This window comes from Streptomyces sp. NPDC032091 (genome assembly GCF_055580265.1).
Genome location: NZ_JBVILR010000002.1, coordinates 415300 through 428260 on the forward strand (window position 1 = coordinate 415300; position 12961 = coordinate 428260).

The following is a 12961-nucleotide window of genomic DNA, read 5'->3' on the forward strand; positions in this document are numbered from 1 at the left end:
GGAGTGGACAGATCGGACAGACCGCAATGCGAACGCACGATGTGGGGAGACCGGACGTGAACAGCAGGGACACGCACACGCACACGCACACGCACGACGCCGAGGCACGCAGCCGCGTCGAGACCCGTGCCGAAGGGGACGTGCGCATCGTGGTGATGGCGGGGGAGTTCGACATGGACAACGCGGCCGCTCTGCGGACCGCGATGGATCCCGCGGCGCCCGGGGTCGCCCGGTTCGTCCTGGACGTGGCCGAGGTGACGTTCATCGACTCGACCGGGCTCAGCGTCATGCTGCAAGCGGCCCTGAGCCATCCGGTGGTCCTGGCGGGCACCGTGCCGCGCCGGCTGGCCCGGCTCCTGGAGATCACCGGGGCCGAGCTGGCCTTCGCCACCGCGCCCAGCGTGGCCGAGGGCACGACCGTGGCCGTGCCGCCCCGGCAGGGCTGAACGGCGGTGTGCGGGCCCCGGTCGAGCGCCTGTGCGAGACCGGCCGTAGCCTTCGGGGCATGACTGAAATTCTGACGCCGACGCCCCGTGACGCCTTCGAGCTGCTCATGGCCGGCAACCAGCGCTTCGTCTCCGGCACCTCCGAGCACCCCAACCAGGACGCCGCCCGCCGCACCGAGACCGCACCGTCCCAGCAGCCCTTCGCCGTACTGTTCGGCTGCTCCGACTCCCGCCTGGCCGCGGAGATCATCTTCGACCGCGGCCTGGGCGACCTCTTCGTGGTGCGCACCGCCGGACACGTCGCCGGGACGGAGGTTCTCGGGTCGATCGAATTCGGCGCGGCCGTCCTCAACGCCCCCCTGGTCGTCGTCCTCGGCCACGACTCGTGCGGCGCCGTCGCCGCGGCCTGCTCCGCCCTGGAGGACGGGCAGACGCCCGGCGGCTTCGTCCGCGACGTCGTCGAGCGGGTGACGCCGAGCGTGCTCGCGGCCCGCGCCGCCGGACGCGAGAGCGCCGACGAGATACTGGCCGAGCACATCGAGCAGACGGTGGACCTGCTGCTGGAACGCTCCCGCATCCTGGCCGACCGGGTGGCCGAAGGCCGCCTCGGCGTGGTGGGTCTCTCCTACCGCCTGGCCGACGGCAGCGCACAACTCGTCGCCACCCGCGGCTTCGACCCGGCCACCCCCACCGCCAACTGACCGGGCCGGGGCTGGGCCCCGCGGCTCGGCGGAGCCGGTTGGCGATCGCGAGTCCCAGCCCCTCCTGCGCCGGCAGTGACGCGATGACGAGGTCACATCCCTGCTGGTCGAACTCGCGCAGGAACCCGTACAGCCGGCGCGCGTAGGCGGCCGGCGATGCGGGCACCGCCACCACAGCGTGCGCTTTGAGGGGAGCGTCGGCGACGGCGGCGGGCAGGAAGACGCCCACCCGGTGGCCCAGCGCGGAAGCCAGTTCCGCCTCCGCGACGACCTTCTCGGGCTCGACGAGGACGACGCGCGCACGCGGCGCGTAGTGGGACGGGTGCTGCCCCGGCACCCGGACGTCGCTGTTCGAGGGCACCGCGAGCGGGTGTCCCAGGACCGCTTCGAGGTCTTCACGGGTCGTCCCGCCGGGCCACAGGATGACCGGTGTCCCACCGGTGACGTCGACGATGGTGGACTCGACGCCGACCTCGCAGGGGCCGCCGTCCAGCACGTGGTCCACGGCGTTGCCCAACTCGGCACGCACGTCGTCCGCGGTCGTCGGGCTGACGGAGCCGAAGCGGTTCGCGGACGGGGCCGTCACCGCGCCGCCGAAGGCCGACACCAGGGCGAGGGCGAAGGGGTGGTCGGGCACGCGCACGGCCACCATCTCCAGACCGCCGGTCGCCTCCAGCGGTACGCGGGCACCGCGGCGCAGGACGAGCGTGAGAGGGCCCGGCCAGAAGTGTCCGGCGAGCGTGTGCGCCGCCGCCGGCACGCCCCGCACCCACTCCTCCAGCTGCTCCGCGCCGGCGATGTGGACGATCAGCGGATGGGAGGGCGGACGCCCCTTGACCTGGAAGATCCGCGAAATGGCGGCGGGATCCTCGGCGTTGGCCCCCAGGCCGTAAACGGTCTCGGTCGGCAGAGCCACCAGCCCGACGCCACGCAGCACATCGGCTGCCTTCTCGATGTCACTGGTACTCGTCATCCTAAGGCGCACCAAGCCCACCCGGGCATCGGTTCCCGCGGAGCGGGGGCGGCCCAGGACCCGGCAGGCCATTCGTGCTCCCGGGTGGCGGGGTGGGTGCCGTAGGCGGCGGCCACGTGTTCGAGGTGGCGCAGGGCTCCCGCGCGTTCCTCGGGGATCAGGCCGTCGCCGGCCCGGAAGCAGACCCTCAGTACGAGGTTCGAGACAAGCCGGTTACCCTTCCGTCCTTGCCCACGCGGAGTCCGACAGGCTGCCAGGTATCGTCTTTCAACGCCAGCGTGCGAAACGGCTTCCCTCCCCTGTCTAGTCGGTATGTTCCAGCGTTCCCGTTGCTATTCCATTCGATTTCCAGATACCAGGTGCAGTCGCATTTGGTGGTCTGTGCCGAGAAATGGAATACCTCGGGATCGGTTGTGGAGATCTTGTAGGGGAAATTGACGATCGCCGGCGATGGAGTGGATGGCACGTCCGGAGGCACCGGTGACGCGGTGGGCGATGGGTTGTCGAGGTCGATGGTGAAAGATCGTGCCTGCACCACGCCACCGCACCCTCCTGTGCCGAACGCGGATACCAACGGCGGTTGAGGCGGGCTGGACATCACTACGCGGACCCCGGTGATGACCACCGCGCTCTGCGTGCTCCCCTGAAGGGTGACCGTGAGTTCGGTGGCGTTGCCGTCGGCTTCCCTGTTCTTGGCCAGGATGTCGCGTGCCTCCATCTCCGGCTTCCCGATGACGGCATCCTGAAGCTCGTCAGGGAAATGCGTCCAGGCGGCCGGGCATGAATCGTCTTCGTATACTGCGGTAAAAGGCGGCCGCTCGTTCCGGAATTCGTGCACAACCTTGCCGCCGGCCGTTGTGAATACGTTCTGCAGGGCGCCGCCGAGGGCTGCCGCCAAGGATCCCAGGAGAACGGTCACCAACCACACCAAAGGGCGTTTCCAGAGAGGTGTTCTTCCTCCATCAGATTTCTCTGAGCCTGGCTCTCCGTCAGAAGAACTGGAATGCACGATGACCTCCTGGCGAGCGGTCTCAGGCGCCAATCCCACCCTTCGGCAGCCATGCTTGCCTGCCTCGCCTCCATCCGCCACCGAGAGGGCCTCAGGATCAGGATTGCGAGCGGCGTCGACGTTGCGGCCGTCATCGCTGATGAGGGCTTCCGGTGAGCACCGTGTCCCGCGCGCGGTGTACTCCGGCGTGCGGCAAGAACCTGACGTGGCGATGCTGGTGGAGCAGCGAGCCGCCTTCGAGGAAGCGGTGCAAGTGGGAGCCGTGATCACCAAGAGCCGACACCGCCACCTGACCGTGGGCATGCGCCCGAAGCGGAGCGGCGGTCCCGCTCCTCGCCGCCCGGCCGAGAGTCAGGACTGATCAGTTGGACAGCGACGGCAACAGCGGCATCGCGTCGGGACTGCGCTCCTCCGTGGCCAGGATCCTCGATGCGGACGGACGGGTGGCCGGAGCGGGATTCCTGGTGGCCGAAGGCCTCCTGGTCACCTGCGCCCACGTCGTCCGGGCCGCGGGCGGCGGCCCGGGGGAGACCGTGCGGCTGTCCCTTCCCCGTGGGGCGGGTGCGATCGAAACCGAGGGGGAGGTCCTGGAAGGGCCGTGGCGCGATGTCGAGAACGAAGACGTCGCGGTGGTCCGGCTGGGAGCAGATCCGGCATGGGCGGGCCTGACGCCATTGCCTTTGGGTTCCGCAGAAGGCAGCAGGCGCCACCCCGTGCGCTCCTTCGGCTTCCCTGCCCAGGCCGCTGAAGGGGGCCACTGGGGGTTCGGGGAGGCCGGTGATCTGCTGCCGGCCATCGAAGGCAGGGGCACCTGCTTACAGTTGACCAAGGCCAACGACCTCACCACCGGCTTCAGCGGCGGCCCGATCCTCGACGAGGTGACCGGCCTGGTCATCGGCATGCTCACAGAGATCGTCGTACCCGACACGTTCCTGCGAGGCCAGGGCATCGCCTATGCCACGCCCGCGCAGGTGCTGCGGGAGATCCTGCCCGAGCTGGCCTTGCAGGACGTATGCCCGTACCGGGGTCTGGAGCCGTTCAGCGCCGAGCACGCCCAGTGGTTCCAGGGCCGGAACGAGGCCGTACGCCAGGTCGTTGAGAAGCTTGCGCGGCAGCAGCGGCTGACCCTGCTGCTCGGGCCTTCCGGCTCCGGCAAGTCCTCGTTGATCCGGGCCGGGGTCATGCGGGCGCTGGCCGACGGCGAGCTGCCGGGCAGCGACCGGTGGCTGCCGGTGGTCGTCCGACCGCGGCAGGACCTGCTCGGCGAGATCGAGCGAGCCGGACTGCCCGGTGCGGTCAGCGAAGGCATCTCCGCGGCGACGGCGCGCAGACTCACAGCCGAGCCTTCTCACGAGCGCATCCTGCTGGTTGTCGACCAGTTCGAGGAACTGTTCACCCAGCCCGCTGCCGGCGCGAGGCAGGACTGCCTGGCCGTCGCGGACCAGATCACCGCGGCCGTCGCCTCGGATGCCCGGCTCAGCGTGATCCTGGTGATGCGGGACGACTTCTACCCTCAACTGGCGGCTCGTGTCCCAGGGCTGCTGGCGGCCGCGATGCCGGGTCTGCTCAACGTGCCGGGCACGCTGACCCGACAGGACTTGCACGACATCATCGTCCTCCCCGCTGAGGATGTCGGGGCCCACTTCCAGCCGGGACTGCCCGAACTGATCATCAGTGACGTCCTGGCCATCACCCCTGAAGCTCACCAGGCGCCGGCCACCGTGCTGCCCCTGCTGGAACTCACCCTCAGCCAGCTGTGGCAGCGGCGGCAGGACGGCCACCTGACCCATGACGCCTACCGCCGTCTCGGCGCTGTCAGCGGCAGCCTGACCACGTGGTGTGACACCGCGCTCAGCAAGGTATCCACCGTGCGGCGCCCGATCGCCCAGCGGATCCTGACGTCCCTGGTGCGACCGGCCGACCTCAGCCGCCGTATCCCCCCTGTCCGTGCACAAGTCCCCCTTGACGAGTTGCGGGAGATGGCCGCGGGCCCCGGCGAGGACCAAGCCGTCGACGAGGTCATCGCCGTTCTCACACGCCATCGCATCATCACCACGCAGACGCTCCGGCCCGGCGAAGGATCCGACGCGGCGCCGGGACAGGCAGTGGCCGAACTCATCCATGACGCGCTCATCCGGGACTGGGGCACTCTGCACGCGTGGGTGAGGCAGGACCGCCGCTTCCAGGAATGGCTCAACCGCACTCGTGAACGACAGGTCCGCTGGGCAGCGGAGAGGGATCCTGGGGACCTGCTGGCGGGAACAGCGCTGGCCGAAGGCCTCGAACTGTCACAGCAGCGGCACCTGCCGGGGGACATCACGGCCTTTCTCACCGCGAGCAAGGAACGCCAGCAGGCCGAGATCCGGCGCAGCAGACGCCTCAGCACCGTCCTCGCCGGCCTCCTTGTTCTCGCGCTCGTCGCTGCGGGTGGCGCCGTGTGGCAGTGGCGCACGGCAGTGGCCGGACGGCAGGCCGCACTGTCCCGCCAGCTCGCCGCCCAGTCCGACACGCTCTTCGCCACGAACCCCGAACTCGCCTCCCTCCTGGCAGTTCAGGCATACCGAGCCAGCCCTACGCCGGAGTCCGTCGTGAGCCTGCGAACCGCCGCAGGGCTCCCACTTCATCGGCGCTTGACCGGTCACACCGACGCTGTGAGCTCGGTCGCGTTCAGCCCTGACGGGAAGACGGTGGCCAGCGGCAGTTATGACACCACCGTACGACTGCAGGACGTGCGCTCCGGCAGGACCCGCGCCACTCTCGATGACATCGACGAGGTGGCGGCAGTGCGGTTCAGCCCCGATGGCAGCACCATCGCCGCCGGAGGCGGCGGCGGCATCGTGCGTCTGTGGAATGCCGCCACCGGCACGTTGCGCACCAGGTTGACAGGCCATTCCAGCGACGTGCAGTCCGTGGCGTTCAGCCCCGATGGCCGCACCCTCGCTACCGCCGGCTCCGATGCGACGGTGCGGTTGTGGGATGTGGTGACCGGCAGGCAGCGGACCGTCCTGGAGGACCACAGCGATGTGGTGTTCTCCGTGGCGTTCAGTCCCGACGGCCGTACTATCGCCACCGCCAGCCGCGACAAGAACGCACGGCTGTGGGACGCGGCCACCGGCAAGCTGCGCGCGACGCTCCAGGGCCACACCGGGGAGGTGTTCACGGTGGCGTTCAGTCCGGACGGCCGCACCCTCGCCACCGGAGGCCTGGATTTCACCGTGCGTCTGTGGGACGTGGCCGGCGGCAAGACCCGCACAGTCCTCCAGGGCCACGCCGGAGAGGTGTATTCGGTGGCGTTCAGCCCTGACGGCCGCACCCTCGCCACCGCGAACGATCAGAAGGTGGCGTTGTTGTGGGACGTGGCCAGCGGCGCCATCAGGGCGGTCCTGTCCGGTCACAGCGACCAGGTGTCCTCGTTGGCGTACAGCCCTGACGGCCGTACCTTGGCCACTGCCGGCCGTGACAGGACCGTGCGGTTGTGGGACGTGGCCGGCAAGGCCACCGGATCGACCTTGGTCGGGCACACGGCCGAGCTGTACTCCCTCACATTCAGCCCGGATGGCCGAACTGTCGCCACCGCCGGCTTCGACCGTACGGCACGGCTGTGGGACGTGGCCGGCGACCGGCTCCGCTCCACGCTGGCCGGGCACAGCCGCGAGGTGACTTCGGTGGCGTTCAGTCCGGACGGCCGCACCCTCGCGACCGGAAGCCTGGATGGCACCGTGCGTCTGTGGGACGTGGCCGGCGGCAAGACCCGCGCCATCCTGCGAGGCCACGTCGGTGACACGTATGCAGCCGGTGACGTGTATGCGGTGGCCTTCAGTCCTGACGGCCGTACCCTCGCCGCCGGCAGTCGCGATGAAACCGTGCGGCTGTGGGATGTGGGCACCGGCAAGACCCGCAGCATCCTGGAGGGGCACACCGGCCCGGTAGTCTCCGTTGCGTTCAGCCCTGACGGCCGCACCCTGGCCACCGGCAGTACCGACTACTCGGCACGGCTGTGGGACGTCGCCGGCGGCAAGACCCGCACCACCCTCATCGGGCACACCGACGAGGTGTACTCCGTTGCGTTCAGCCCTGACGGCCGCACCCTGGCCACCGGCAGTACCGACTACTCGGCACGGCTGTGGGACGTCGCCAGCGGCAAGACCCGCACCACCCTCATCGGCCACACCCAGGAGGTCCCCTCGGTGGCGTTCAGTCCCGACGGCCGCACCCTGGCCACCGGCAGCACCGACACCACGGCCCGGCTGTGGGACGTGGCCAGCGGCAAGACCCTCACCAGCCTCATCGGGCACAGCGACTCGGTGATGTCGGTGGCGTTCAGCCCCGACGGTCGGACCCTCGCCACGGCGAGCAGCGACCGGACCGCGCGGCTGTGGGATGTCGACGCCGCCCTCCCCCAGCCCGCCACAGCGATCGAGAAGGTCTGCCGCGCCGTAGCGCGCGCCCTCACTCCAGCGGAGCGGACCGCCTATGTGCCGGGCCGATCCGTCGGCCCCGGGTGCCCGGCCGGCTGATCCCGGTTCTCCGTCCTGTGAGCCCCCGGGGTCAGTCGGGCGGGTGGCCGAGGAGGACGCCGCGGCGGGCGTAGTAGCGGCGCATCACCGGCCAGGGGACGTCGACGAACTCCTGCGAGGTGCCGTGCCAGCCCGACGGGTTGTGGATCGTGACCGCGTGCCGGTCCGCGCCCACGGCCAGCACCAGGTGCCCGCCGCGGTGGGGCGGCTCGGTGTCCCCGCTGCGGACGCCCGGGTGGACGGACAGCATGACGAGGCGGCCGGCGTGCAGCTGGTACGCGACCTCGCGCAGCGGGAGCCAGGGGCGGGATTCGGCGTGGAGGCCGAAGCGGTCCCGGGTGTGGCGGGCGAAGGGCTCGTAGATCAGCCCGTGCAGGCCGCCCTCCTTGGGCACGTACGCGCCCGCTGCGAGGTACTCCTTGCCGAGGGTGACGCTCGGGGGCGCGTCGAGGCCCCAGTGGGTCAGTGCCATCCGCAGGCAGGCCATGCCGCACACCCGCCAGGACCAGAAGGAGTACTCCTCGGGGGAGTCGGCGCCGGAGGCCCGCCAGCGGGGGTCTTCGGCGGCGTCCAGGCGGCCCGTGACGATCTGCGAGACCAGCTCGGGCGACTCCCACTGCGCGAAGTACGGCACCTCGTGGCGGACGCGCCGCTGCGCGGAGAGCGGCGCGACGGGGTGGGGCGGGGCGAGGTGGGACGGGGTGAGGTGGGACGGGGTGAGGTGGGACGGGTCCGGGATCACCGGGCGGCCCCGTCGGCGGCGCCCGCACTGCCGTCGGCCGGCGGTTCCACGGTGCGGTGCACCGGCCCGTACAGGGCCGCGGGGCGGCCCGTGCCCAGGGCCCAGTAGCGGTCCCCGTACGACCAGTGCCACCACTCGGTGGGGTAGTTGACGAAACCGGCCTCGGTGAGGACGCCGCCGAGCAGGTCCCGGTTCGCGCGGCTCTCGGGGTCGATGTCCGGGGCCGCCGTGTAGCAGCGCAGGGCGCTGTCCTCGGGGGACGCGTTGACGCTCGTACCCATGGGCAGTTCGCGGCCGTCCTCGGTGCACAGGGTCAGGTCGATGGCGGATCCGGCCGAGTGGGGGGCGATCTCCGGGGGAGACACGTACCGGCTGGCGGCGAGGTGCCGGCCCGCTTCGTCCAGGTCGGGCCGCAGGTCGCGCAGCCGCTCGCGGTAGGCGGTGAAGTAGTGCCGCTGGAGGTCGGGCGGCCGGTAGCCCTCGACGAAGAGGAAGGTGATCCCGTCGGGGAGCAGGCCGGCGGCGTGTGCCAGGCGGTCGGCCACACCCTGCCGTACGTGGGCGTAGTGTCCGGCCGGGTCGGCCTTGCGGGGGTCCATGCGCAGACGGGAGTGGGTGCGCAGGTCGACGAGGGGCTCGTCGGAGCCGGTGACCGGGATGGCGGCGACGCGGGGGTCGGCCATCAGCACGGGGGCGGGCGTGAGGTCCGTCATACGAGTCTCCACGGGGGTCGTGCGTGCGGGGGAGGGGGGATCGCTTCGGGTGTCGCTTCGGGTGTCGTCCCGCTCACTCGGTCAGCTGCCGCACGTCCCGCACGAACAGCGGGACGACCATGGCGAGCAGGGAGAGCAGGGCGGCGCAGACGAGGGTGAGGGGCACTCCGCAGGCGGCGGCGACGGGGCCGACCAGAGCCGTGCCGACGGGGCGCAGGCCCATGGACCCGAAGCGGTTGACGGCGTCCACGCGCGAGAGGAGGTCGCGGGGCACCTCCTTGGCTATGGCCGCCGACTCCACGGAGGTGAAGACCGCGATGGCCATGCCGGAGACGAATTCGGAGGCGGCGAGGACGTACCCGGGCGCGGGCAGGGCGAGGAGGAGCAGGGTCGGGCCGGCGCCCGCGAGCATGACGACGTACCCGGTCAACAGGGGCCGTCGCATGCGCAGTTTGAGGGACAGGGCGGTGCCGCACAGCCCGCCCGCGCCCAGCGCGCCGACGATGAGGGCCCAGGCGGAGGCACCGCCGAGGTGGTCGTCGGCGACGACCGGACCGAGGACGTTCAGGGCGGACAGGAGGCACAGCTGGAAGACGGCGGCGCTGGCGATGAGGGCGGCCAGCCAGCGGCGTTCGGCCACGCAGCGCAGGCCCTCGCGGATGTCCGCGGCCATGGAGCGCCGGGCGGCGGCGGGCGGGTTGCCGAGGGGGCCCACAGCGGCCACGAGAAGCGCGCTGACCAGGAAGGTGGCGCCGTCCGCCACCAGCAGCCAGCCGGGGTCGGTCCAGGCCAGGAGAGCGGCCGCGAGGAACGGTCCGGCGACTTCCGCGGTGTTGCCCACGAGGGAGAAGAGGCTGTAGGTCTGCCGGAGGTTCCCTTCCGGGGCGACTTCCGCGATGGCGCCGGTGGAGGCCGGGTTGAAGAACGCGCCCGTCGCCCCGCGGGTGGCGGCCAGCAGGGCGAGGCACCACAGCGGGGCGTGCTGGAGGAGGATGAGGACACCGGTGAGGGTCTGGCCCGCGAAACCCGCGAGGTTCGACCACACCATGACGGACCGGCGCGGGTAGCGGTCGCCGATGACCCCGCCGATCAGGACGAGCGCCACGCTCGGCAGCGCACGGGCCGCCAGCACCACGCCGATGCCGGACGCGCCGCCGCCCAGGGCGAGGACGGCGAAGACCAGGGCGACGGGGGTGACCATGTCGCCCAGTACCGAGGTGCCGCGGGCCAGGAAGAGCAGCCGCAGCGGTCTGCGGCGGAGCAGCTCGCGGGGGGTCAGCGCGGTGCCGGGTTCCGGCGGGGGCGTGGTGGTGTTCGCTCGGGCGTTGATGGCGGCATCCTCAAGGGGTCGGGAGGGGCAGGGCAGTGGTGACGTCCGTCAGCGGCCGGCCACCGCGTCGGTGAACTCGTCCCGCTCCCAGGCCCGTACGGCCAGGTAGTCGCGTTCGAGCTGCGCGGGGTCCTCGTGGCAGAGGTAGAGGCCGCCGGGCTTGCTGTGCAGGCTGGTCGTACGGGGGAGTTCGCATCCGGGGCGGACGGTCAGCCGGATCCCGTGGAACGACGGGAGCGAGGTGACCGGGTCCAGGTCGAGCGGCCGCAGGAGGACGCCGGCGGCCGGGGAGATCAGGCTGACGCCCAGCGCGTGGCGGCGCAGCGGGCGTACCGGACCGCGGTCGGCGACCGCGTCGGGGGCGAGGTAGGAGTCGACGACCTCGTCGAGGTGGCTGGTGCCCAGGGCCTTGAGGCTGAGCGAGGGGTCGTGGCCGCCGGGCAGCCGGGTGCCCGCCTCCAGCAGCAGGGGCCCCCGGTCGGTGAGGATGACCTCGGTGTGGGTGGCGCCCCAGCGCACGCCCAGCGCGGTGAGGACCTCGCGGACGTAGGCGAGGAGGGCGGGCATACCGGGGGCGTCGGGGCTCTGCAGCTCCTGCCGGTCGTAGACGGGCGCGTCGTCGACCGGCTTCTTGTCGGAGCGCCAGATCTCGACGGCCATGTGGGAGCCGTCCACCGACACGGTGTTGACCATGTACTCCGGGCCGGTGAGGAGTTCCTGGACGACGACGCCGTCGTTGGGCTGGCCGAAGAGGTTGGGGGCGCCCAGCAGGCCGCGGACGGCGGCGTCGCGGTCCGCCGCGGTGGGGCAGATGTGCACGCCGTCCGTCCCGGCGCTGGCGGGCGGCTTGACCACGGTCGGCCGCGCCGGGGCGAGCGGGCCGGTCTGCCAGTCGACGCGGCCTTCGCCGTCCAGGTGCTGCTGGGCCGGTACGGCGACCCCGGCCTCGTGCAGGATCCGGTGCATCGTGCGCTTGTCCCGGCGGGCCGCGGCGAAACCGGGGGCGTTCGCCGTGGGCAGGTCCAGCTCGGTGGCGAGGAGGTCGGCGGTGTCGCTGCCGCTCTCGGCGCCGGCCAGGACGTGCCGCACACCCAGTCCGCGCAGCTGCCGTGCGGTGGCCGCCGGGTCACCGGTGAAGTCGAGCGCGGCGGTGAAGTCCGGGGCGTGGAAGGTCTGGAGCTGCTGTTCGAACGCCGCGGACTGGTTGCGTACGTGGACGACGGGGACGCCGCGGGAGCGGAGGGCGGGGCCGAGGAGGTGACCGGTGCCGAGCGCGTCGACCACGGCTACCGCGGCGGTGTTGTAGCCGTCATGGAGCATGGGGTGGGTGTCCGTTCTGTGCGGAGGGAAGGGGAGTCGCCGTGGCCCGGGCCGGAGCCGGGCTCAGGCCAGGTCGGCCCGTTCCCGCCGCCACGGCGCGAGCTTCGCGGTGTTCGCGGCGCTGGCCAGGACGACGCCCAGCAGCTCGGGGTACGTGATGCCGGCCGCGGCGGCGGCGAGCACGAGGTTGCTGCCGTGCTGGACGCCGGGGATGGTGTTGAGTTCCAGGAGCACCGGGTCGCCCTCCGGGGTGAGGATGAAGTCCACCCGGATCGCCCCCTCGAAGTCGATGACCTCCAGGACCTCCCGGGTGGCGCGGTGCAGGGCGTGCAGGCGCGGGTCGTCGGCGTCGGTCAGGGCCAGGTAGGTCACCGTGCCCGCCTGCTCGCCGTGCAGCTTGCTGTACTCGTCGTAGTACTCCCGCTCGGTGCCGCAGGTGACCGGCGGCAGCAGGACCACGTCCCCGTCGATGCGCAGCGCGGACACCGTCACGGTGGTGCCGTCGACGAAGGGTTCGGCGATGACGTCGGTGAAGCCGGCCTTCCCCAGGCCGCGCAGGGCGGGGACGACGTCGTCCGGCTCGGTGACGAGGACCATGCCCACGCTGCTGCCGCCGTTGACGGCCTTCAGCATGACCGGGCAGGGCAGGCCGGCCTCGGGCGTCTCGTCCGGGCTGAGCCGGCGGTGGGCGGGGACGGTGACGCCGCAGGAGGCCAGGAGCAGTTTCGTCAGGCGCTTGTCGGCGCCGATGACGCCCGTCGCGACCGAGCTGCCGGTGTAGGGGACGCCGAGGTAGGCGAGCGTGCCCTGGAGGTGGCCGTCCTCGCCGAAGTCGCCGTGCACGTTGAGGAACGCGGCGTCGTAGGCGGTGATCTCGGACGGGAAGGCGGGGGAGGTCGGGTCGATCCAGTCGGCGTCGGTCCCCAGCTGCCGCAGCCCGTCGAGGACGTCGTGCACCGACCAGTCGGCGGCGGGCTTGCTCTCCATGTAGAGCCGGTCCTCGGCGGAGGTCCCGCCGTAGAGCACGGCCACCCGCCAGGGGGCGGTACGGGCCACGGCGCTGCGGACCAGTTCGCGCAGCCGGTGGGGTTCGTGGTCGAGCCAGCTGGTGATGTGCATGGGGTACTCCGGTGTCGGGTCGGTGAGGGCAGGAGGGGTGGGGGAGGGAGGGGCCGGGGAGGGAGGGGCCGGGGAGGTACGGGCCGGGGCG

9 protein-coding genes and 1 pseudogene are annotated in these 12961 nt (G+C 71.8%); 3 read left to right on the forward strand and 7 right to left on the reverse strand.

The genetic code is table 11. From position 1 onward, the window contains the following. The first annotated feature begins 56 nt into the window (after nucleotides 1-56). Complete coding sequence (locus tag ACZ5NJ_RS04895) at nucleotides 57-446, forward strand: STAS domain-containing protein (protein WP_468762806.1); 390 nt, start codon at nucleotides 57-59, stop codon at nucleotides 444-446. 59 nt (nucleotides 447-505) lie between these two features. Next, nucleotides 506-1147, forward strand: a complete 642-nt coding sequence (locus tag ACZ5NJ_RS04900; protein ID WP_468762808.1) for a carbonic anhydrase — start codon at nucleotides 506-508, stop codon at nucleotides 1145-1147. 7 nt (nucleotides 1148-1154) lie between these two features. On the opposite strand, the pseudogene ACZ5NJ_RS04905 reads toward ACZ5NJ_RS04900, so the two are convergent. Further along, a pseudogene (locus ACZ5NJ_RS04905) lies at nucleotides 1155-2120 on the reverse strand (L-threonylcarbamoyladenylate synthase); the annotation flags it as partial. Nucleotides 2121-2307: 187 nt separating this feature from the next. Then, entirely contained in the window at nucleotides 2308-3039 is a 732-nt protein-coding gene (locus tag ACZ5NJ_RS04910) for a hypothetical protein (RefSeq protein WP_468762810.1), read from the reverse strand. A gap of 455 nt (nucleotides 3040-3494) precedes the next feature. Between ACZ5NJ_RS04910 and ACZ5NJ_RS04915 the strand changes: the two genes are divergently transcribed. Next, the gene (locus tag ACZ5NJ_RS04915) at nucleotides 3495-7646 is read left to right on the forward strand and encodes an nSTAND1 domain-containing NTPase (RefSeq protein WP_468762812.1); all 4152 of its coding nucleotides are present in this window, start codon (nucleotides 3495-3497) and stop codon (nucleotides 7644-7646) included. A 31-nt stretch (nucleotides 7647-7677) separates the two neighbouring features. On the opposite strand, the gene ACZ5NJ_RS04920 is transcribed toward ACZ5NJ_RS04915, so the two are convergent. The 5 genes from ACZ5NJ_RS04920 to ACZ5NJ_RS04940 form a co-directional block, all read right to left on the reverse strand. Next, nucleotides 7678-8388 carry a C39 family peptidase gene (locus tag ACZ5NJ_RS04920; protein ID WP_468762814.1) on the reverse strand — a complete coding sequence of 237 codons (711 nt, stop codon included), beginning with the start codon at nucleotides 8386-8388 and terminating at the stop codon, nucleotides 7678-7680. Then, on the reverse strand, nucleotides 8385-9101 hold the full coding sequence (locus ACZ5NJ_RS04925; RefSeq protein WP_468762816.1) for a M15 family metallopeptidase: 717 nt from the start codon (nucleotides 9099-9101) through the stop codon (nucleotides 8385-8387). The genes ACZ5NJ_RS04920 and ACZ5NJ_RS04925 overlap by 4 nt, the downstream gene beginning before the upstream one ends. Nucleotides 9102-9174: 73 nt before the next feature. Next, entirely contained in the window at nucleotides 9175-10467 is a 1293-nt protein-coding gene (locus ACZ5NJ_RS04930; protein ID WP_468763155.1) for an MFS transporter, read from the reverse strand. Between the two features lie 12 nt (nucleotides 10468-10479). After that, nucleotides 10480-11751, reverse strand: coding sequence for a hypothetical protein (locus ACZ5NJ_RS04935; protein WP_468762818.1), 1272 nt, complete (start codon nucleotides 11749-11751; stop codon nucleotides 10480-10482). Between the two features lie 63 nt (nucleotides 11752-11814). Further along, a complete protein-coding gene (locus ACZ5NJ_RS04940; protein ID WP_468762820.1) occupies nucleotides 11815-12870 on the reverse strand; it encodes a D-alanine--D-alanine ligase family protein in 1056 nt (351 codons plus the stop codon). Nucleotides 12871-12961 lie beyond the last annotated feature (91 nt).

Excerpts from the sequence above, each read along its gene's own strand:
- ACZ5NJ_RS04900 (WP_468762808.1), top strand. The coding sequence starts at position 506 with ATGACTGAAATTCTGACGCCGACGCCCCGTGACGCCTTCGAGCTGCTC.
- ACZ5NJ_RS04925 (WP_468762816.1), bottom strand. The coding sequence starts at position 9,101 with ATGACGGACCTCACGCCCGCCCCCGTGCTGATGGCCGACCCCCGCGTC.
- ACZ5NJ_RS04935 (WP_468762818.1), bottom strand. The coding sequence starts at position 11,751 with ATGCTCCATGACGGCTACAACACCGCCGCGGTAGCCGTGGTCGACGCG.
- ACZ5NJ_RS04940 (WP_468762820.1), bottom strand. The coding sequence starts at position 12,870 with ATGCACATCACCAGCTGGCTCGACCACGAACCCCACCGGCTGCGCGAA.